Here is a 20,825-nt window from a genome sequence, read left to right on the forward strand (position 1 = left end):
ATGCACGCATTCCCTGCTACCGCCCCGCGCCTGGGGCTTTATCCGGTGGTTGATAGCCCCGAGTGGATTAAACGCCTGCTTGAGATGGGCGTTCGCACCCTGCAGCTGCGTATCAAAGATCAGCCCGATGAGGTCGCCGGAGCAGCCATTGCCGAGGCGATTGCGCTGGGAAAACGCTATGACGCGCGCCTGTTTATTAATGACTACTGGCAGCTGGCCATTAAACATCAGGCTTATGGCGTGCATCTGGGTCAGGAGGATCTGGATGTGGCCGATCTTGCCCGGATTCATGAGGCGGGATTGCGCCTAGGACTTTCCACCCATGACGATGCGGAACTGGACCGCGCACTGTCTATCCAGCCCTCATACATCGCACTGGGGCATATTTTCCCGACGCAGACTAAAGAGATGCCTTCTGCGCCACAGGGCATTGAACAGCTGAAGCATCACCTGACACGCCTGACACATATTCCCACCGTGGCGATTGGTGGTATCTCGATTGCGCGTGCACCTGAGGTGCTGGCAACCGGCGTAGGCAGTATTGCGGTAGTGAGTGCGATTACCCAGGCAGATGACTGGCGTGAAGCAACGCGGACTCTGCTGGCACTGGCAGAACCTGGCAATTAAGGATATGTGGAAGCTGTCGCGCATGGCGGCTGCAAAACAGGTAATGCCAGCATTCTTCCGGGAGAGCAGCGCGCAGAAGTAAATGTTGCCGCTGGCATGCTGTGATCCAAAACCTTAACGTGACATCCGTCAGGTTAAGGTTATCTGACCAGGGCCGGTTCCCTCCTCTTGCCGGCCCTGCTTCTTCTTTTCGCTATGCGAGAGTAGAGGCTGGAATCTGCGTCTCATGTCCGCACGAGAGCATGGCACGTTCAACAGCTGCACCCACCAGCGCCAGTGCCTGTTCAGTCTGCTCGTTGATCGGCAGCCCATAGTTTAAGCGCAGACAGTTACGGTATTTCCCCGACGCTGAAAACAGTGAGCCTACAGCTATCTGAATTTTTGACTCGCGCAGTTCGCGGTTAAGCCGGACAGCATCAAATGCTTCAGGGAGTTCAATCCACATCAGGAAGCCGCCCTGAGGACGTGAGACGCAGATGCCGCAGGGGAAGTAGTGGCGCACCCAGCAACTGAATGTTTCATAGTTACGATGATAGATTTGCCGCATCCGGCGCAGATGGGGCTGGTAATGGCCCTGGCGGATAAACTCAGAGACCGCATGCTGAGGCTGTGTAGCGGTCGAGCCTGTGACGATATATTTCATGTGCAGCACGCGGTCGCGATAGCGGCCTGGTGCAACCCAGCCAACGCGTAAACCTGGTGCCAGCGTTTTAGAAAAGGAGCTGCACAGCAGAACCCGGCCATCGAGATCCAGCGCTTTAATCGTTGACGGACGCGGATATTCCCAGGCTAATTCACCATAAACATCATCTTCAATGACTGCCGCATCAAACCGCTGCGCCAGCGCCAGCAATGCCCGCTTACGCTGTTCGGGCATGATGAATCCCAGCGGATTATTGCAGTTCGGCACGACAACGACTGCTTTGATCGGCCATTGATCAAAGGCCAGCTCCAGCGCTTCCAGACTGATGCCAGTGACCGCATCCGTCGGGATCTCTATGGCACGAATGCCAAAGCCGCGCAGGGTTTGCATGATGCCGTGAAACGACGGTGACTCAACAGCAATGATATCGCCCGGCTCGCAGACTGCTCGCACGGCGACCGATAACGCTTCGTGGCAGCCGGTAGTAATCACAATGTCGTCGGCGGTGAGATGGCAGCCGCTGTCTATTGCCAGTCGTGCAACCTGTTGCCGCAGCGCAAGAACACCATACAGGTTGTCATAATTCAGTAGCGCCATGTCCTGCTTCTGCGCCTGGCGGCTGAAAGCTTTCCACAGTGGCTTGAGCGTAGGCTGCGTCAGGTCGGGCATGCCGCTGCCCAGCTGCAACACATCATCTTCCAGACGACTGTTAATCAGCTCCAGCACCGCATCCCACTGCGTTACCTCAACCGGCCGCTGTGCGGGACGGGTCAGCGCAGGCATCGGGGGCGCCGCTTTGCGTGAGGCGACAAAGTATCCGGATCGCGACTGCGGCGTAATCATCTGTTTCTCTTCCAGCAGATGATAGGCCTGCTGTACGGTGCTGATACTGACGCCATGTTCGGCACTCAGACTCCGCACCGAGGGCAGGCGTTCACCACTACGATATAAACCCTGTTCAATGCGCTGAGCCAGCAGTGTGGCCAGATGTTCATATCGGGTCATTGTATTTCCTCTGGCTCAGATGGTGAGCATTAACCAGTACAGTCAGGCTCCTTTTTTACCATTCAGATCGCTGAAACTGCAATCTGTATGTTAAAAAAAGGTGATTTTTGGGTCTGTATCATACAGAACGATCCGCTGAAAATAGTCCTCAGACATTTCACTGAGGGCACTATCATGGGATACGACGAGAATCGCGCAACTAAACCGTTTACAGGCACGCCTTACCTACTAATCCGTTACTTATGGCGCAGCTATAAGCGCTGGCAGCTGCGGCGTGAGACGCGCGTCATCCTGTCTAAGCTGAGTGACTGTCAGCTAAAAGACATTGGAATCAGTCGCAACGACTGGAATGACTGAATTCGGGACAAAAAAAACCCTGCCGAGGCAGGGTTTTTATCAGGCAAAGAACGATTAATCGTTTTTGTTGCCGCCGAGACCGGCGTTCAACAGTTCCGCCAGACTGGCTGAGGCTTCATCCGCAGTAACCTGCGGTGCAACCGGAACTTCACCTGCCGCTTTGCGGCGCATACGATCCTGATGGTACGCATAACCGGTACCCGCCGGGATCAGACGACCCACGATCACGTTCTCTTTCAGGCCGCGCAGTTCATCGCGCTTACCTGCTACTGCTGCTTCGGTCAGGACACGTGTGGTCTCCTGGAACGATGCTGCAGAGATGAACGATTCGGTAGCCAGTGACGCTTTGGTAATACCCAGCAGGTCACGCATAAAGGTTGCGCCGACTTTTCCGTTCGCTTCCAGATCACGGTTAGAGATCTTGATGCGAGAGAATTCAGCCTGCTCACCTTCCAGGAAGTCTGCACTTCCTGCGCTCACGATAGTTGCTTTACGCAGCATCTGACGCACGATAACTTCGATGTGCTTATCGTTAATCTTAACGCCTTGCAGACGGTAAACTTCCTGCACTTCGTTAGTGATGTAACGGGTCACCGCATGCACGCCACGCAAGCGCAGAATATCATGTGGAGACTCTGGGCCATCGGAAACCACGTCACCGCGCTCAACACGTTCACCTTCGAACACGTTCAGCTGACGCCATTTCGGAATCATCTCTTCGTACGGCTCGCTACCATCCAGCGGAGTAATCACCAGACGACGCTTACCTTTGGTCTCTTTACCGAAGGAGATGATGCCGCTGATCTCCGCCAGAATAGCTGGCTCTTTCGGACGACGCGCTTCGAACAGGTCAGCAACGCGTGGCAGACCACCGGTAATATCCTTGGTACCGCCAGATTCCTGCGGAACACGCGCTAACGTGTCACCAGCACTGATCTTAACGCCATCTTCCAGCTGAACAATCGCTTTACCTGGCAGGAAGTACTGAGCCGGCATGTCGGTGCCCGGGATCAGAACGTCGTTGCCGTTGGCATCAACAATTTTCAGAGCAGGACGCAGATCTTTACCGCCCGCAGTACGTTCAGCGCTGTCCAGAACCACCAGTGAAGACAGACCGGTTAAGTCATCTGTCTGACGGGTAATGGTCTGGCCATCAACCATGTCCGTGAAGCGAATGAAACCGCCCACTTCGGTGATGACTGGCATGGTATGCGGATCCCAGTTTGCGACGGTTTCGCCCGCTGCAACCTGCTCACCATCACCTTTCGCCATGGAAGAACCATAAGGAACTTTATAGCTCTCTTTGGTACGACCAAATTCGTCGATCATTTTCAGTTCAACGTTACGCGAGGTGATCACCAGCTTGCCTGCCGAGTTCGTTACGGACTTGGCGTTGGTCAGCTTGATGGTACCTTTGTTCTTCACCTGAATGCTGGATTCAGCAGCCGCACGTGATGCCGCACCACCGATGTGGAACGTACGCATCGTCAGCTGTGTACCTGGCTCACCGATGGACTGTGCCGCGATAACACCGATCGCTTCACCTTTGTTGATGATGTGACCACGTGCCAGGTCGCGACCGTAGCAATGCGCACACACACCAAAGTCGGTTTCACAACCTACTACTGAGCGGACTTTCAGGCTGTCGACTGAGTTCAGTTCCAGCACGTCACACCAGTGCTCATCGAGCAGCGTGTTGCGTGGGACCAGAATATCAGCCGTACCCGGCTTCAGAACGTCTTCAGCAGTCACACGACCCAGTACACGCTCACGCAGAGGCTCTTTAACGTCGCCACCTTCGATGACAGGCGTCATCATGATGCCTTCATGTGTACCACAGTCATCTTCAGTAACAACCAGATCCTGTGCAACGTCAACCAGACGACGCGTCAGATAACCGGAGTTCGCTGTTTTCAGTGCGGTATCCGCCAGACCTTTACGCGCACCGTGGGTTGAGATGAAGTACTGGAGTACGTTCAACCCTTCACGGAAGTTCGCCGTGATTGGTGTTTCGATGATGGAGCCATCTGGTTTCGCCATCAGACCACGCATACCGGCCAGCTGACGAATCTGTGCTGCAGAACCACGCGCACCGGAGTCGGCCATCATAAAGATGCTGTTAAAGGAAACCTGTCGCTCTTCTTCGCCATCGCGGTTAATCACGAGTTCGGTAGAGAGGTTTTCCATCATCGCTTTGGCAACACGTTCGTTGGCTGCTGCCCAGATATCGATGACTTTGTTATAACGTTCGCCTGCCGTTACCAGACCAGACTGGAACTGCTCCTGAATCTCAGCCACTTCAGCTTCCGCTTCGGTGATGATTTCCACTTTCTTCTCTGGAATAACCATGTCGTCGATGCCGACTGACGCGCCTGAACGGGCAGCGTAAGCGAAACCGGTGTACATGGTCTGGTCAGCAAAGATAACGGTCGGCTTCAAGCCCAGAATGCGATAACAGGTGTTAAGCATTTTGGAGATAGCTTTTTTGCCCAGCGCCTGGTTAACGATAGAGAAAGGCAGACCTTTCGGCACGATCATCCACAGGATGGCACGGCCAATCGTTGTATCAATGATGCTGGTTTTAGCAACCCACTCATCCTGCTCATTTTTCTCGTGTTCGGTGATACGCACCTTAACGCGAGCATGCAGAGAGGCGAGGCCAGCGCGATAGATACGCTCAGCTTCTTTCGGGCCAGTCAGCACCATGCCTTCGCCTTTGGCGTTAACACAGTCACGGGTCATGTAATAGAGACCCAGTACAACGTCCTGAGAAGGAACGATGATTGGCTCGCCGTTCGCAGGTGACAGGATGTTGTTGGTTGACATCATCAGCGCACGCGCTTCCAGCTGGGCTTCCAGCGTCAGCGGTACGTGAACAGCCATCTGGTCACCATCGAAGTCGGCGTTATATGCCGCACAAACCAGCGGGTGCAGCTGGATCGCTTTACCTTCGATCAGAACCGGTTCAAAGGCCTGAATACCCAGACGGTGCAGCGTAGGCGCACGGTTCAGCAGAACCGGATGCTCACGGATCACTTCGTCGAGGATATCCCAGACAACCGCTTCTTCGCGCTCAACCATTTTCTTCGCGGCTTTGATGGTGGTGGCCAGGCCACGCAGTTCCAGCTTGCCGTAAATGAACGGTTTGAACAGTTCGAGTGCCATTTTCTTAGGCAGACCGCACTGATGCAGACGCAGGTATGGACCAACGGTGATAACCGAACGACCAGAATAGTCGACACGTTTACCCAGCAGGTTCTGACGGAAACGGCCCTGCTTACCTTTGATCATGTCAGCCAGCGATTTCAGCGGACGCTTGTTAGAACCGGTGATCGCACGACCGCGACGACCGTTATCCAGCAGTGCATCGACCGCTTCCTGCAACATACGCTTTTCGTTGCGTACGATGATATCTGGCGCAGCCAGATCCAGCAGGCGCTTCAGACGGTTGTTACGGTTGATCACGCGACGATAAAGATCGTTCAGATCCGACGTTGCGAAACGGCCACCATCCAGCGGTACCAGCGGACGCAGATCCGGTGGCAGAACAGGCAGCACGGTCAGGATCATCCACTCTGGCTTGTTGCCAGACTGTACGAACGCTTCCAGCAGCTTGATGCGCTTGGTCAGTTTTTTACGTTTGGTTTCGGAGTTAGTTTCGTTCAGCTCTTCACGCAGCTGCTCGCACTCCTGTTCCAGATCCATGTTTTTCAACAGGGCCTGGATCGCTTCGGCGCCCATTTTGGCGTCGAATTCGTCACCGAACTCTTCCAGAGCGTCAAGATACTGCTCTTCAGTCAGGATCTGACGCTTCTCGAGGTTGGTCATGCCACCTTCGATTACCACGTAAGATTCAAAGTAGAGCACGCGCTCGATGTCACGCAGTGGCATATCCAGCAGTAAGCCGATACGCGATGGCAGTGACTTCAGGAACCAGATGTGCGCAGTTGGCGATGCCAGTTCGATGTGGCCCATACGCTCACGGCGTACTTTAGTCTGGGTCACTTCAACACCGCACTTCTCACAAATCACACCACGGTGTTTCAGGCGCTTGTATTTGCCGCACAGGCACTCATAGTCTTTTACCGGCCCGAAGATACGGGCACAGAACAGACCATCGCGCTCTGGCTTAAAAGTACGGTAGTTAATGGTTTCTGGCTTTTTCACTTCACCAAAAGACCAGGAACGGATCATGTCTGGCGAAGCCAGCGCAATTTTGATCGCATCAAACTCTTCGGTCTTAGTTTGCGCTTTCAGAAACTTAAGTAAGTCTTTCACGGATTAGCTCCCGTCGGAGTGAGACTCAGAGGGCGTCCAACCGAAATTGAACGCCCCGTAACCAGTACAATTGCGAGCGCTTTAAACCCAGCGCTTTCAGGCTGCAGCGAACCGCAGCCTGAAAAGGGGTTACTCGTCTTCCAGCTCGATGTTGATACCCAGCGAGCGAATCTCTTTCAACAGTACGTTGAAGGATTCCGGCATGCCCGGTTCCATCTGATGGTTACCGTCAACGATGTTTTTATACATCTTGGTACGGCCGTTGACGTCATCAGACTTAACGGTAAGCATTTCCTGCAGGGTATAGGCGGCACCGTATGCTTCCAGTGCCCATACTTCCATCTCACCAAAGCGCTGACCACCGAACTGTGCCTTACCACCCAGCGGCTGCTGAGTAACCAGGCTGTAGGAACCGGTTGAACGTGCATGCATCTTGTCATCAACCAGGTGGTTGAGTTTCAGCATGTACATGTAGCCAACGGTTACCTGACGTTCGAACTGCTCACCGGTACGGCCGTCAAACAGGGTAATCTGACCGGAAGAAGGCAAGCCGCCGAGCTGCAGCAGCTCTTTGATTTCGCTCTCTTTCGCGCCATCAAACACCGGAGTGGCGATTGGCATACCTTTCTTCAGGTTCTCAGCCAGACGAAGCACTTCGTCATCAGAGAAGGTGTTCAGGTCAACTTTCTGACGCAGATCGCTACCCAGGTCATAGGCGCGCTGGATGAATTCACGCAGTTTCGCGACTTCTTCCTGTTTCTTCAGCATGGCGTTGATCTTCTCGCCGATGCCTTTCGCTGCCATACCCAGGTGGGTTTCCAGAATCTGACCGATGTTCATACGCGATGGTACGCCCAGCGGGTTCAGAACGATGTCAACCGGCGTGCCGTTTTCATCGTAAGGCATATCTTCGATCGGGTTGATCTTAGAGATAACACCTTTGTTACCGTGACGGCCTGCCATTTTGTCACCCGGTTGAATCTGGCGCTTAACTGCCAGATAAACCTTAACGATTTTCAGCACGCCTGGTGCCAGATCATCGCCCTGGGTGATTTTACGACGCTTACCTTCGAGTTTTTTCTCAAACTCGTGCTTCAGTTCGTCGTACTGCTCTGCCAGCTGCTCCAGCTGGTTTTGCTTGGCTTCGTCAGTCAGACCCAGCTCCAGCCAGCGCTCGCGCGGCAGCTTGTCCAGTTTGTCTGCTTCAACGCCACCCGAAATCAGTACGTTCTGGATACGGCTGAACAGGCCCGCTTCCAGAATCTGCAGTTCTTCAGACAGGTCTTTCTTGGCCTGCTTCAGCTGCATCTCTTCGATTTCCAGCGCACGTTTGTCTTTTTCCACGCCATCGCGGGTAAAGACCTGAACGTCGATCACGGTGCCTGACACGCCATTCGGTACGCGCAGTGACGAATCTTTCACGTCAGAGGCTTTTTCACCGAAGATAGCGCGCAGCAGTTTCTCTTCTGGCGTCAGCTGGGTCTCACCTTTCGGCGTTACCTTACCAACCAGAATGTCGCCACCGGTCACTTCAGCACCGATGTAGACGATGCCAGACTCATCCAGTTTGGAGAGAGCAGCTTCACCCACGTTCGGGATATCAGCCGTGATCTCTTCTGGCCCCAGTTTGGTGTCACGCGACACGCAAGCCAGTTCCTGAATGTGGATAGTCGTAAAACGATCTTCCTGAACCACACGCTCGGAGACCAGGATGGAGTCTTCGAAGTTGTAACCGTTCCACGGCATGAACGCTACGCGCATGTTCTGGCCCAGTGCCAGTTCACCCAGATCGGTGGACGGGCCATCTGCCAGCACGTCGCCGCGCTCAACCGGCTCACCCAGAGAAACACATGGCATCTGGTTGATGCAGGTGTTCTGGTTAGAACGGGTATACTTGGTCAGGTTGTAGATGTCGATACCGGCTTCGCCAGCATGCATTTCGTCTTCGTTAACTTTGATAACGATACGTGATGCATCGACGTACTGTACGGTACCGCCACGTTTCGCAACGGCAGTAACACCGGAGTCAACGGCAACAGCACGTTCCATACCGGTACCAACCAGCGGCTTATCAGCACGCAGAGTCGGAACGGCCTGACGTTGCATGTTCGCACCCATCAGGGCGCGGTTAGCATCATCGTGTTCCAGGAACGGGATCAGTGACGCACCTACAGAAACGATCTGTTGGGTCGAAACGTCCATGTAGTCAACCTGATCACGGCTGAACAGACTTGATTCGCCTTTGCTACGGCAGGTGACCAGGTCATCAACAAACGCGCCGTTATCATCAAGAGGGGCGTTCGCCTGAGCGATAACGTAGTTACCCTCTTCGATAGCAGAGAGGTAATGAATCTCGTCAGAAACCAGACCGTCGATAACACGGCGATAAGGTGTCTCAAGGAAACCGTACTCATTGGTCTGCGCATATACAGACAAGGAGTTGATCAGACCGATGTTCGGACCTTCAGGGGTTTCGATTGGGCAGACACGACCATAGTGCGTTGGGTGTACGTCACGCACTTCAAAGCCGGCACGCTCACGCGTCAAACCACCCGGGCCGAGAGCAGAGATACGACGTTTGTGCGTAATCTCTGACAGCGGGTTGTTCTGATCCATAAACTGAGAAAGCTGGCTGGAACCAAAGAACTCTTTCACCGCAGCCGAAATCGGCTTCGCGTTGATCATGTCCTGAGGCATCAGGGTATCAAGGTCGCCCAGTGACAGACGCTCTTTAACCGCACGCTCAACACGTACCAGACCGACGCGGAACTGGTTCTCAGCCATTTCACCGACTGAACGAATACGACGGTTACCGAGGTGGTCGATATCGTCCACTTCGCCTTTACCGTTACGGATGTCGATCAGCTTCTTCATCACTTCGATGATGTCGTCTTTGCTCAGGATGCCTGAACCTTCGATTTCATCACGCAGTAATGAGCGGTTGAACTTCATACGGCCGACAGCAGAAAGATCGTAACGATCTTCAGAGAAGAACAGGTTCTCAAACAGGTTCTCTGCTGCTTCGCGTGTTGGCGGCTCACCAGGACGCATCATGCGGTAGATCTCAACCAGTGCGCTCAGGCGATCGCTGGTTGGGTCAACACGCAGGGTCTCAGACATATATGGACCGTGGTCCAGATCGTTAGTGAACAGCGTTTCGATGCGCTTGTGACCGGACTGGCTCAGTTTGGCCAGCAAATCCAGTGACAGTTCCATGTTCGCTGCAATAATCAGCTCACCGGTGCTCTCATCGATGTAGTCTTTAGCGACCACTTTGCCCGCGATATATTCAACCGGAACTTCGATGTGCTGAATGCCATCTTTTTCCAGCTGACGGATATGGCGCGCAGTAATACGGCGTGCTTTCTCGACGTAGACGGTGCCGTTCGCTTCGATATCGAAGGTTGCAGTTTCACCGCGCAGGCGCTCAGGCACCAGCTCCATCTGCAGCTTGTTGTCACGGATTTCAAACACCACTTTCTCGAAGAAGATATCGAGGATCTGAGGTGTAGTGAACTGTAACGCGCGCAGGATGATAGTGGCCGGCAGCTTACGACGACGGTCAATACGGACAAACAGGTTATCTTTCGGGTCAAACTCAAAGTCGAGCCATGAACCGCGGTAAGGGATGATACGTGCGTTGTACAGCACTTTACCCGATGAGTGGGTTTTACCCTTATCGCTATCAAAGAACACGCCAGGACTACGGTGCAGCTGAGAAACGATAACGCGTTCGGTACCATTGATAACAAAGGTACCGTTGTCGGTCATGAGCGGAATTTCGCCCATGTAGACTTCTTGTTCTTTAATATCTTTTACGGTGCCTTCTGGCGCTTCGCGCTCATAGACCACCAGACGCAGTTTCACGCGCAGCGGTGCCGAATAGGTCACGCCACGGATCTGACACTCTTTCACGTCAAAGACAGGTTCACCCAGGCGATAGCTGACATACTGCAACTCAGAGTTGCCGCTGTAGCTCGCAATAGGGAATACAGAGCGGAATGCAGCTTCCAGTCCGTACTGACCTTCTGGATCTTGCTCGATAAACTTCTGGAACGAGTCGAGCTGGATGGAAAGGAGATAAGGTATGTCCAGTACTTGCGGACGTTTACCAAAATCCTTACGAATACGTTTTTTCTCGGTATAGGAGTAAACCATAGGGTTCCTCAGCTAGCTGACAAGTCGACCCACGCTGTCCGTCCTGACAGGACAGTTCATGCAACACGATTTTGTTTGATTCACTGGCTGCGCAGCAGCAGTGCAATACCTCTTTCTATCACGCTTAAATCATTTCATCGCTGTTGCGAGGGCAGGGAACCCGCACAGGTAGAGCGGTATATTAAGTCGTCGATAGAGAAAGATATTGAAGAGTAACAATGGACAAACAGTGTGAAACCCCATTGAGACCCTGTAGCGCAAAAAGGCTGGTGACCAAAAAGTCACCAGCCATCAGTCTGAAACTACTCAGACTGCAACCCGAAGGTTGTCTTACTTAACTTCAACTTCAGCGCCAGCTTCTTTCAGAGCAGCTTCAAGTGCAGCTGCGTCGTCTTTGCTGATTGCTTCTTTGATCACGCCAGTTGCTTCAACCAGATCTTTGGCTTCTTTCAGGCCCAGACCAGTTGCAGTACGTACGGCTTTGATTACTGCAACCTTGTTCGGGCCAACAGCTTTCAGGACTACGTCGAATTCAGTTTTTTCTTCAACAGCTTCAGCCGGGCCAGCAGCAACAGCTACAGCAGCAGCAGCAGAAACGCCGAATTTTTCTTCCATTGCAGAAACCAGCTCAACAACTTCCATTACGGACATCGCTGCAACAGCTTCCAGAATTTGGTCTTTAGTAATAGACATGACAATTGTTCCTAAGAATCAGAAAAAGTTTATACGTAAGCAATTACGAAGAAAAGAATATGGCCTTAAGCCGCTTCTTTTGCATCGCGTACAGCAGCCAGAGTGCGGACCAGTTTGCCAGCAGCGGCTTCTTTCATGGTCGACATCAGACGTGCCAGTGCTTCTTCGTAGGTCGGCAGAGTTGCCAGACGGTCAATATTGGCCGCCGTGATCAGCTCACCTTCAAAGGCTGCAGCTTTGACCTCAAATTTTGCATTCGCTTTCGCGAAATCTTTAAACAGACGAGCAGCAGCGCCCGGGTGTTCCATAGAATATGCAATCAGGGTCGGACCAACAAACGTGTCTTTCAGGCACTCAAACTGAGTACCTTCAACGACGCGGCGCAGCAGGGTGTTACGAACAACACGCATGTAAACGCCAGCTTCACGGCCTGCTTTACGCAGTTCGGTCATTTTATCAACGGTAACGCCACGAGAATCCGCAACAACCGCTGAAAGTGCACCTTTGGCTACTTCGCTGACTTCAGCAACAATCGCTTGTTTGTCTTGAAGATTTAATGCCATTAGCTTTTGCTCCTGGATTTGACCGGGAAAGGATTTCCCCGGAACTCACTTCACTTACTCACCCCTGGGGGTAATAAGCGCTCGAACACGGTGAGCAGAATCCAGCTAAGAAAAAATTCTTTTGGTTCTGTCACCGTCTACGCAGGGTATTAAGCGGAATATCCGGAGATAAACAGCTCCTGCGGTCTTGGACGGAGGCCAGGATAAGGCCTGGCTCCAACCTAAATTCTGTGTGACGCAGCAGAGTCAGAGGGAAGGCGATAAACGCAACAGTCAGTTCTGGCTCTCTGGTGTCCTGTTCTGTTAATAACAGAACAACGGGCGTAAGATTCTAGGTGAATTTTTCGCCCGTTTCAAGCAGCAATTAGTTTGCTGTTGCGTTCAGACCAGCCTGGTCAACGGCAACGCCGGCACCCATGGTGGTTGAAAGGCTAACTTTCTTGATGTACACGCCTTTTGCCTGAGATGGTTTTGCTTTTTTCAGCGCAACCAGCAGAGATTCCAGGTTTTCTTTCAGTTTGTCAGCGTCAAAGTCCACTTTACCAATGGTAGTGTGGATGATGCCGTTTTTGTCGTTACGATAACGAACCTGACCTGCTTTAGCGTTCTTAACTGCTTCAGCAACGTTAGGGGTTACAGTACCAACTTTCGGGTTTGGCATCAGGCCGCGTGGGCCCAGAATCTGGCCTAACTGGCCAACAACGCGCATTGCATCCGGAGAAGCAATAACAACGTCAAAATTCATTTCGCCTTTCTTGATCTGATCAGCCAGGTCTTCCATGCCTACCAGCTCAGCGCCTGCTGCTTTAGCAGCTTCAGCGTTTGCGCCCTGAGCGAAGACAGCAACACGTACTGAACGACCAGTACCATGTGGCAGAACGGTCGCGCCGCGAACGTTTTGATCAGATTTACGTGCATCAATGCCGAGGTTGACAGCAACGTCAACGCTTTCAACGAACTTGGCAGTAGCCAGTTCTTTCAGCAGAGCAACGGCTTCAGCAATGTCATACTGCTTAGTCACGTCAACTTTGTCGCGAATTACGGTCATGCGCTTGGTCAGCTTAGCCATTTCTTAGTCCTCTACTACCAGGCCCATGGAACGAGCAGTACCTTCGATTGAGCGAGTCATCGCTTCAACGTCAGAACCAGTCATGTCCGCAGCTTTGGTTTCTGCGATTTCACGTACCTGAGCACGAGTCACTTTACCGACTTTATCTTTGTTCGGCTTACCAGAACCAGACTTGATGCCCGCTGCTTTTTTCAGCAGTACGGCAGCCGGAGGCGTTTTGGTAATGAAAGTAAAAGAACGGTCGCTGTATACAGTGATAACAACTGGAGTCGGCAGACCTTTTTCCAGAGATTCAGTCTTAGCGTTGAACGCCTTACAGAATTCCATGATGTTAACACCCTGCTGACCCAGAGCTGGACCAACAGGTGGACTTGGGTTCGCCATACCAGCTGCAACCTGCAGCTTGACGTAGGCTTGGACTTTCTTAGCCATAATATTTCCTCAATTGGGTTATAGCGCCTGTAAAGGCTCCCCGTGATAACGATTTATCCGCTGTTTCCAGCGCATAAAAACAAAAGGCGCGAAATTGTAGTTAAATTTCGCGCCTGCTGCAACAGCTAATTTGTGAGCGGAAAGAGCTTAACCTTTCTCCACCTGACCGAAGTCCAGTTCAACCGGTGTTGCACGACCAAAGATGGACACGGAAACCGTCAGGCGGCTTTTCTCGTAATCCACATCTTCAACCACACCGTTAAAGTCAGCAAATGGGCCGTCATTAACGCGAACCATTTCACCTGGCTCAAACAGCGTTTTAGGACGAGGCTTGTCGCCGACCTGCTGCAGACGGTTCATGATCGCATCAACTTCTTTGTCGCTGATAGGTGCCGGACGGTCAGATGTACCGCCGATGAAACCCATTACGCGTGGGACGCTGCGCACTAAATGCCAGCTGGCGTCATTCATGACCATCTGGACCAGTACGTATCCCGGGAAAAACTTGCGCTCGCTCTTACGACGCTGGCCGCCACGAATTTCGACGACTTCTTCAGTCGGAACCATGACGTCGCCAAACAGCTCTTCCATGTTGTGCAATTTGATATGCTCGCGCAGCGATTGAGCTACGCGGCCTTCAAAACCGGAAAACGCCTGTACGACGTACCAGCGTTTCTTTGGAGCTTCAGACATCTCAGAACCTCAGGCCAGTGATAAACGATACCAGACGGACCAGAATACCATCCAGCCCCCACAAAATCAGTGACATCACGGCAGTAACCGCGGCAACGATTAAGGTGGTGTGCAGCGTTTCCTGGCGGGTTGGCCAGATAACCTTACGCATCTCTGTTCTTGCTTCACGAGCAAAAGCCACAGTCGCTTTGCCTTTGGTCGTTAAAAGCGCAATGCCGCCAGCCGCTGCAATCAGTACAACTACGGCTAATGCACGCAGTGGCAATGACACATCACGATAGAGGTAGTTACCTACAATCGCTGCAAGCAGCAGTAACACAACTACTACCCACTTTACCGCTTCCAGGCCACGCCCGCTCCCTTGAGCTTCGGTATTCGCACTCATAAACCAACCTGCCACAATAATTCAGAAACTATTCTGCCCCGCAGTGCGAGGCGTCCAAACCGAATGAGCTTTTGGGGCGTAACTCGGTATCCAACGCCGCATTACAGAGCCTGTCTCAGCAATGATTATGATTCAAAAAATCACTGATGAGCCAGGTTCTATGAAACAGCGTGCAAAAAGGGCATCAAATGATGCCCTTTCCGTGTGCATTGCGTCAAACGTTATCGGTAATTATGCAATAACTTTAGCAACAACACCCGCGCCAACGGTACGGCCACCTTCGCGGATTGCGAAGCGCAGACCTTCGTCCATTGCGATTGGGTGAATCAGGGTAACAACCATTTTGATGTTGTCGCCTGGCATTACCATTTCAACGCCTTCTGGCAGCTCTACTGAGCCGGTCACATCAGTTGTACGGAAGTAGAACTGTGGACGATAGCCTTTGAAGAACGGAGTATGGCGGCCACCTTCGTCTTTAGACAGAACGTAAACTTCTGACTCGAACTGGGTGTGTGGCTTGATTGAGCCTGGCTTAGCCAGAACCTGGCCACGCTGGATGTCTTCACGCTTGATACCGCGCAGCAGAACACCACAGTTTTCGCCTGCCTGACCCTGGTCCAGCAGCTTACGGAACATCTCAACACCGGTACAGGTTGATTTCGCAGTATCTTTGATACCCACGATTTCAACTTCGTCGCCGACTTTAACGATGCCGCGCTCAACACGACCGGTAACAACAGTACCACGGCCAGAGATTGAGAATACGTCTTCGATTGGCAGCAGGAACGGCATGTCGATCGCACGGACTGGATCCGGGATGTAGTTATCCAGGTGCTCAGCCAGTTCGATGATTTTCGCTTCCCACTCAGGAACGCCTTCCAGCGCTTTCAGAGCAGAACCACGAACGATTGGCGTATCGTCGCCTGGGAAGTCGTACTGTGACAGCAGGTCACGTACTTCCATCTCTACCAGCTCCAGCAGCTCTTCATCATCAACCATGTCGCACTTGTTCAGGAACACGATGATGTAAGGAACGCCAACCTGACGACCCAGCAGGATGTGCTCACGGGTCTGTGGCATCGGGCCATCAGTCGCAGCAACAACCAGGATCGCGCCGTCCATCTGCGCAGCACCGGTGATCATGTTTTTCACATAGTCGGCGTGGCCTGGGCAGTCAACGTGAGCATAGTGACGTGCAGCAGTCTCATACTCAACGTGTGCGGTGTTGATGGTAATACCGCGGGCTTTTTCTTCAGGCGTGCTGTCGATCTGATCGAATGCACGAGCCTGGCCGCCGTTGGTTTTAGCCAGTACGGTAGTGATAGCTGCAGTCAGGGTGGTTTTACCGTGGTCAACGTGACCGATGGTGCCCACGTTTACGTGCAGTTTGTTACGTTGAAATTGCTCTTTAGCCATCGCTAGTCCCTCTAAGACACGGATATATCAATGATATCATCACATTAACCAGGCAATGCCTGACTGCAAGGAAGTTACAGAGAAAATCAGGAGGGAGATTAAAGGAAGTGGTGCTGATACCCAGAGTCGAACTGGGGACCTCACCCTTACCAAGGGTGCGCTCTACCAACTGAGCCATATCAGCACATCTGGAGCGGGCAGCGGGAATCGAACCCGCATCATCAGCTTGGAAGGCTGAGGTAATAGCCATTATACGATGCCCGCATCCTGGAACTCGGCTACCTGTTCTTTCTGTAGCTTGCAGATAACAGAGAATGTTTCTCTACTACCTGCTGCCTGTCAGCGAAGCTGACCGACTTTGACTTCGCTAACGCTCAGTCTGAATTCAGGGTGATAAATGACTCACCTGACAGATAAACAGGTTGTTTATCTGTACCCAACCATGAGGTTGAGATGGTGGTGGGAGAAGGATTCGAACCTTCGAAGTCTGTGACGGCAGATTTACAGTCTGCTCCCTTTGGCCGCTCGGGAATCCCACCTACTTGATGGTGCCGGCTACCGGAATCGAACTGGTGACCTACTGATTACAAGTCAGTTGCTCTACCAACTGAGCTAAGCCGGCATCAAGTGGTGCGCATTCTAGGAAGGTCGGGCTCTGGATGCAACTAAAAAATCGCTTATTTTTTTCTATCGCTTACTATTTGTGCAAATCATCGCATTTTGGCGTTTTTGTGCAGAATATTTGTGCAACCTGGTTCACTTTTCACAAGATTCGCGGGACTGCACTGTCGCCTGATGTCTCCCAGCACACCTCAATTCCGAGGATAAATGATCCGCCCAGCCGCATTTTTATTTTATTCTTTTTGATTGAGTGATGATTTTTTGACCCACCCGGCATCATTTTTATCATGCGCTGGTGATTTCCTATAGAAAGTAGCGTCATTTTTGTCAGGCATATGCTTCAGGTAGTGCAGCGATGCCCCCCAAATAAGACCGCTAAAATGACTTTATAAGATATGTTCTTTTCGAAATTACACAGGTGACGCATTAAATGTGTACCCTATCAGCCTCACTCCAGGCCCTTATAGCAGCATTATGTTATTCAGGTGTCTGGCGGAATGTTCAGAGCAGATAAAAGCCGCATATACGCTGTGATGCGCTGTAACAACATAAATAATGATAAAGCTGCCATAATTGAAGGCATCGAGACGTTTTGTGGGTATGCCGACGAAAGCGTGATCACGTTTATCTTTTTACTTCTGTTAAAAGCCATACTGGTGATACCCTCCAGCCCATTGTTCTCACTGATAAACCAGCGATTCGTGATTCATTTCACCTGTGCTGTCCTGCTTATCGGATAACACGCGGTTGATAGCAATGAATTTGCGGTCAGATGCATGCTTATGGATAAAACAACTCCCCTGACAACGCCTTACTTAGAATTCACTCGTGAGCAGTGGGCTGCATTACGTGATTCCGTTCCTATGACGCTTTCAGAGGAAGAGATCGCGCAGCTGGAGGGCATCAACGAGGATCTCTCGCTGGAGGAGGTAGCAGAAATTTATCTGCCACTTTCGCGTCTGCTCAATTTCTATATAAGTTCGAACGTTCGCCGACAGGCTGTACTGGAGCAATTTCTGGGCACCAATGGCCAGAAAATCCCCTATATCATCAGTATTGCGGGTAGTGTAGCCGTCGGTAAAAGCACGACCGCACGCGTATTGCAGGCGTTGCTCAGCCGCTGGCCTGAACACCGCAAAGTGGAATTGATTACGACGGATGGCTTTCTTCATCCAAATGCCGTGCTGAAAGAACGCGGTTTAATGAAGAAAAAAGGCTTCCCGCAATCCTATGATATGCACCGGCTGGTCAATTTTGTCTCTGATTTGAAATCAGGGGCCAGTCAGGTGACGGCGCCGGTCTATTCGCATCTGATTTATGATGTCATCCCTGATGGCGATAAAGTCATACAACAGCCCGACATTCTTATTCTGGAAGGTCTGAATGTATTGCAGAGTGGCATGGACTATCCGCATGACCCACATCATGTCTTTGTTTCAGACTTCGTCGATTTTTCTATTTATGTTGATGCAGAGGAAGAGCTGCTGCAAAGATGGTATATCAATCGATTCCTGAAGTTCCGCCAGGGTGCTTTTACCGATCCGGACTCCTATTTTCACCATTATGCCCAGCTCTCAGAGGCGGAAGCGGTTGAGATAGCAGGTAACTTATGGAAAGAGATTAACTGGCTCAACCTGCAGGAAAATATCCTGCCGACGCGCGAAAGGGCCAGCCTGATCATGACCAAAAGTGGCAATCATGCGGTCGATAGGGTTCGCCTGCGTAAATAACTGCTGTTAAAAAAGCCTGCACACGTGCAGGCTTTTTTGATCAGACAGGGCGTAATGATATTTCACCGCCCACCCAGGCTTTTATTTCCCCATCCTGCTCCAGCAGTAAGCCACCCTGACTGTCAACGCCCCGCGCAATACCATGCACTTCACGTTCGCCGATGAGCAGCTTAACAGGCCGGTTAATGAAATTATCGAGTGCCGCCCAACGCGCGATGAAGGGTGTTAATCCCTCCTGTTCAAACAGTGGCAGGGCTTCGCGCAGACTGTTGATCAGATGCGCTGCCAGCTCATTGCGATTCACCGTGACACCGGCTTCCTGCAGGTTAATCCAGCCCTGATTAATCTGTGATGCATCGGCTGCCCGCATCGCCAGGTTAATCCCTGCACCAATAACGATCTGCGCAGCATCACCGGTTTTCCCGGTCAGTTCGACCAGAATACCCGCCAGTTTACGATCATTAAGGTAAATATCGTTGGGCCACTTCACGCGGACATCATCAGCCCCCAGTGAGCGTAATGTCTCCGCCATGATAATACCAATTACCAGGCTAAGGCCCATCGCCGCAGCGGGTCCCTGTTCCAGACGCCAGTACATGGACATGTAGAGGTTAGCGCCAAAGGGAGAGAACCATTGGCGCCCACGCCGGCCACGACCTGCCTGCTGATATTCAGCGATACAGGCGGCACCTGACTGCATGTCATGCATGCGCTCCAGCAGATACTGGTTTGTGGAGTCAATCACCGGGATGACCGAGACATTGCCCTGTTCAACCTGCGATAAGATTGCCTGCTCATTCAGCAGCTGCATCGGCGCAGACAGGCTGTAGCCCTTTCCTGTCACGGTATAGACGTCAAGTCCCCAGCTTTTTAAGGTCTGGATGTGCTTGTTTATGGCTGCACGACTCATGCCCAGTGTTTCACCCAGCTGCTCGCCTGAATGAAACTCACCATCAGATAAAATATCGACCAGCTTTAGCGGGACATTGTGGTCTTTCATGCGATGACTCCGACAGCGTTACACTCGCCCTGCGCCTGAATAAAGCGGACTTCAGGCTCCAGCCAGACATCAAATCTTTCACCCACTTTCGCGCGCACAATTTTTGCCAGCGCAACGATATCGTCAGGCGTGGCATTGTCAGCGTTAATCAGCACCAGAGCCTGTTGCTGGTGAACTGCGGCACCTCCGGTGCGATAACCTTTCAGCTGGCACTGATCGATAAGCCATCCTGCTGCCAGCTTGGTTTCACCATTCGGCATCAGATAGTGTGGCATGGCAGGAAAACGCGCCAGCAGGAAGTGGCACTGCGCCTCAGTAACAACGGGATTTTTGAAGAAGCTGCCTACATTACCGGTGACTTTTGGATCCGGTAACTTGCTCTGCCGCATCTGGCACACCGCGTGATAGACATCCCAGGCATTGGCCGTCACCGGATTGAGCGTTTTCAGGTCGCCATAGGTTAATACGGGCTGCCACTGTTTAGGTAATATTATCCCCACCGCAACGATGACATAGCCTGACTGATAACGATGTTTAAAAATACTGTCACGATAGCCAAACTCACAGGCTTCACGATCAAGACGTTCTGTCTCACCACTGTTCAGGTTAAGCACATCCACATATTCGCAGATATCTTTTAACTCCACACCATAAGCACCGATATTCTGAATCGGTGCCGAGCCAGTCATCCCAGGGATCATCGCCAGGTTTTCGAGGCCGGTGATCCCTTTTTCCAGCGTATTTTTAACCAGCTGATGCCAGTTCTCACCTGCCCCAACATGTAACTTCCAGCACTCAAATTCATCCTGAATTTTGATACCTTTGATACGGTTGAGCACCACGGTGCCAGCGAAATCTTCCAGAAAAAGGACATTGCTGCCTTCACCAAGCACCATGAAAGGCGTTTGATCACGCTGGCTGGCCTGCCACGCGGCCAGAATGGCAGCTGGTGTCTCAGCAACGATGCGTTTCTGTGTGTGTACTTCAAGCCCAAGCGTATTGTCGGCTTTTAAGGAGGGATGATGGCTGGACATTTGACGGCCTTTACTGAGTTATCTGGCCGTAGTTTACCGTATCAGCGAGGGGTTCTCAGGCTGTTTTCGGGGATTATGATGAGGTTTTTCGCGATCTGCAGACGTAAAAAATCCCCGCACT

Annotated in this window: 15 protein-coding genes and 4 tRNA genes; 3 read left to right on the top strand and 16 right to left on the bottom strand. The window is 52.0% G+C overall.

Annotated elements, in window-relative coordinates; genetic code table 11:
- Entirely contained in the window at positions 1-627 is a 627-nt protein-coding gene (gene thiE, locus ACR8BF_RS17680) for a thiamine phosphate synthase (RefSeq protein WP_179899281.1), read from the top strand.
- A gap of 193 nt (positions 628-820) precedes the next feature.
- On the opposite strand, the gene ACR8BF_RS17685 is transcribed toward thiE, so the two are convergent.
- Positions 821-2,275 carry a PLP-dependent aminotransferase family protein gene (locus ACR8BF_RS17685; RefSeq protein ID WP_179899280.1) on the bottom strand — a complete coding sequence of 485 codons (1,455 nt, stop codon included), beginning with the start codon at positions 2,273-2,275 and terminating at the stop codon, positions 821-823.
- Positions 2,276-2,449: 174 nt separating this feature from the next.
- Between ACR8BF_RS17685 and ACR8BF_RS17690 the strand changes: the two genes are divergently transcribed.
- Complete coding sequence (locus ACR8BF_RS17690; protein ID WP_434745349.1) at positions 2,450-2,632, top strand: DUF1127 domain-containing protein; 183 nt, start codon at positions 2,450-2,452, stop codon at positions 2,630-2,632.
- A 54-nt stretch (positions 2,633-2,686) separates the two neighbouring features.
- Here ACR8BF_RS17690 and rpoC read toward each other — a convergent pair whose 3' ends face one another.
- The 13 genes from rpoC to ACR8BF_RS17755 form a co-directional block, all read right to left on the bottom strand.
- Entirely contained in the window at positions 2,687-6,910 is a 4,224-nt protein-coding gene (rpoC, locus tag ACR8BF_RS17695; protein WP_179899278.1) for a DNA-directed RNA polymerase subunit beta', read from the bottom strand.
- 129 nt (positions 6,911-7,039) lie between these two features.
- A complete protein-coding gene (gene rpoB, locus ACR8BF_RS17700; protein WP_179899277.1) occupies positions 7,040-11,068 on the bottom strand; it encodes a DNA-directed RNA polymerase subunit beta in 4,029 nt (1,342 codons plus the stop codon).
- Between the two features lie 330 nt (positions 11,069-11,398).
- On the bottom strand, positions 11,399-11,761 hold the full coding sequence (rplL, locus tag ACR8BF_RS17705) for a 50S ribosomal protein L7/L12 (protein WP_008927142.1): 363 nt from the start codon (positions 11,759-11,761) through the stop codon (positions 11,399-11,401).
- Positions 11,762-11,826: 65 nt separating this feature from the next.
- Positions 11,827-12,324, bottom strand: a complete 498-nt coding sequence (gene rplJ / locus ACR8BF_RS17710) for a 50S ribosomal protein L10 (protein WP_003848098.1) — start codon at positions 12,322-12,324, stop codon at positions 11,827-11,829.
- A 364-nt stretch (positions 12,325-12,688) separates the two neighbouring features.
- Positions 12,689-13,393 carry a 50S ribosomal protein L1 gene (rplA, locus tag ACR8BF_RS17715; protein WP_090967282.1) on the bottom strand — a complete coding sequence of 235 codons (705 nt, stop codon included), beginning with the start codon at positions 13,391-13,393 and terminating at the stop codon, positions 12,689-12,691.
- Between the two features lie 3 nt (positions 13,394-13,396).
- On the bottom strand, positions 13,397-13,825 hold the full coding sequence (gene rplK / locus ACR8BF_RS17720) for a 50S ribosomal protein L11 (protein WP_006121495.1): 429 nt from the start codon (positions 13,823-13,825) through the stop codon (positions 13,397-13,399).
- Between the two features lie 147 nt (positions 13,826-13,972).
- Complete coding sequence (nusG, locus tag ACR8BF_RS17725) at positions 13,973-14,518, bottom strand: transcription termination/antitermination protein NusG (protein ID WP_003848088.1); 546 nt, start codon at positions 14,516-14,518, stop codon at positions 13,973-13,975.
- Position 14,519: 1 nt separating this feature from the next.
- Entirely contained in the window at positions 14,520-14,903 is a 384-nt protein-coding gene (secE, locus tag ACR8BF_RS17730; RefSeq protein WP_008927141.1) for a preprotein translocase subunit SecE, read from the bottom strand.
- A 231-nt stretch (positions 14,904-15,134) separates the two neighbouring features.
- Positions 15,135-16,319, bottom strand: coding sequence for an elongation factor Tu (gene tuf / locus ACR8BF_RS17735; protein WP_013359730.1), 1,185 nt, complete (start codon positions 16,317-16,319; stop codon positions 15,135-15,137).
- Between the two features lie 108 nt (positions 16,320-16,427).
- A tRNA-Thr gene (locus tag ACR8BF_RS17740) sits at positions 16,428-16,503 on the bottom strand.
- Between the two features lie 5 nt (positions 16,504-16,508).
- A tRNA-Gly gene (locus tag ACR8BF_RS17745) sits at positions 16,509-16,583 on the bottom strand.
- A 190-nt stretch (positions 16,584-16,773) separates the two neighbouring features.
- Positions 16,774-16,858: transfer RNA gene (locus ACR8BF_RS17750), tRNA-Tyr, on the bottom strand.
- Positions 16,859-16,865: 7 nt separating this feature from the next.
- A tRNA-Thr gene (locus ACR8BF_RS17755) sits at positions 16,866-16,941 on the bottom strand.
- A gap of 781 nt (positions 16,942-17,722) precedes the next feature.
- On the opposite strand from ACR8BF_RS17755, the gene coaA reads away from it, so the two are divergent.
- Positions 17,723-18,670 carry a type I pantothenate kinase gene (coaA, locus tag ACR8BF_RS17760; RefSeq protein ID WP_179899276.1) on the top strand — a complete coding sequence of 316 codons (948 nt, stop codon included), beginning with the start codon at positions 17,723-17,725 and terminating at the stop codon, positions 18,668-18,670.
- A gap of 40 nt (positions 18,671-18,710) precedes the next feature.
- Here coaA and birA read toward each other — a convergent pair whose 3' ends face one another.
- Positions 18,711-19,670, bottom strand: a complete 960-nt coding sequence (gene birA, locus ACR8BF_RS17765) for a bifunctional biotin--[acetyl-CoA-carboxylase] ligase/biotin operon repressor BirA (RefSeq protein WP_434745350.1) — start codon at positions 19,668-19,670, stop codon at positions 18,711-18,713.
- Positions 19,667-20,704 carry a UDP-N-acetylmuramate dehydrogenase gene (gene murB / locus ACR8BF_RS17770; protein WP_434745351.1) on the bottom strand — a complete coding sequence of 346 codons (1,038 nt, stop codon included), beginning with the start codon at positions 20,702-20,704 and terminating at the stop codon, positions 19,667-19,669. The genes birA and murB overlap by 4 nt, the downstream gene beginning before the upstream one ends.
- Between the last annotated feature and the right edge of the window lie 121 nt (positions 20,705-20,825).

Source organism: Candidatus Pantoea rara (genome assembly GCF_051136265.1).
In the GTDB taxonomy this organism is placed as follows: Bacteria; Pseudomonadota; Gammaproteobacteria; order Enterobacterales; family Enterobacteriaceae; genus Pantoea; species Pantoea rara.

Excerpts from the sequence above, each read along its gene's own strand:
- thiE (WP_179899281.1), top strand. The coding sequence starts at position 1 with ATGCACGCATTCCCTGCTACCGCCCCGCGCCTGGGGCTTTATCCGGTG.
- ACR8BF_RS17685 (WP_179899280.1), bottom strand. The coding sequence starts at position 2,275 with ATGACCCGATATGAACATCTGGCCACACTGCTGGCTCAGCGCATTGAA.
- ACR8BF_RS17690 (WP_434745349.1), top strand. The coding sequence starts at position 2,450 with ATGGGATACGACGAGAATCGCGCAACTAAACCGTTTACAGGCACGCCT.
- rpoB (WP_179899277.1), bottom strand. The coding sequence starts at position 11,068 with ATGGTTTACTCCTATACCGAGAAAAAACGTATTCGTAAGGATTTTGGT.
- rplL (WP_008927142.1), bottom strand. The coding sequence starts at position 11,761 with ATGTCTATTACTAAAGACCAAATTCTGGAAGCTGTTGCAGCGATGTCC.
- rplJ (WP_003848098.1), bottom strand. The coding sequence starts at position 12,324 with ATGGCATTAAATCTTCAAGACAAACAAGCGATTGTTGCTGAAGTCAGC.
- rplA (WP_090967282.1), bottom strand. The coding sequence starts at position 13,393 with ATGGCTAAGCTGACCAAGCGCATGACCGTAATTCGCGACAAAGTTGAC.
- rplK (WP_006121495.1), bottom strand. The coding sequence starts at position 13,825 with ATGGCTAAGAAAGTCCAAGCCTACGTCAAGCTGCAGGTTGCAGCTGGT.
- nusG (WP_003848088.1), bottom strand. The coding sequence starts at position 14,518 with ATGTCTGAAGCTCCAAAGAAACGCTGGTACGTCGTACAGGCGTTTTCC.
- secE (WP_008927141.1), bottom strand. The coding sequence starts at position 14,903 with ATGAGTGCGAATACCGAAGCTCAAGGGAGCGGGCGTGGCCTGGAAGCG.
- tuf (WP_013359730.1), bottom strand. The coding sequence starts at position 16,319 with ATGGCTAAAGAGCAATTTCAACGTAACAAACTGCACGTAAACGTGGGC.
- coaA (WP_179899276.1), top strand. The coding sequence starts at position 17,723 with ATGGATAAAACAACTCCCCTGACAACGCCTTACTTAGAATTCACTCGT.
- birA (WP_434745350.1), bottom strand. The coding sequence starts at position 19,670 with ATGAAAGACCACAATGTCCCGCTAAAGCTGGTCGATATTTTATCTGAT.
- murB (WP_434745351.1), bottom strand. The coding sequence starts at position 20,704 with ATGTCCAGCCATCATCCCTCCTTAAAAGCCGACAATACGCTTGGGCTT.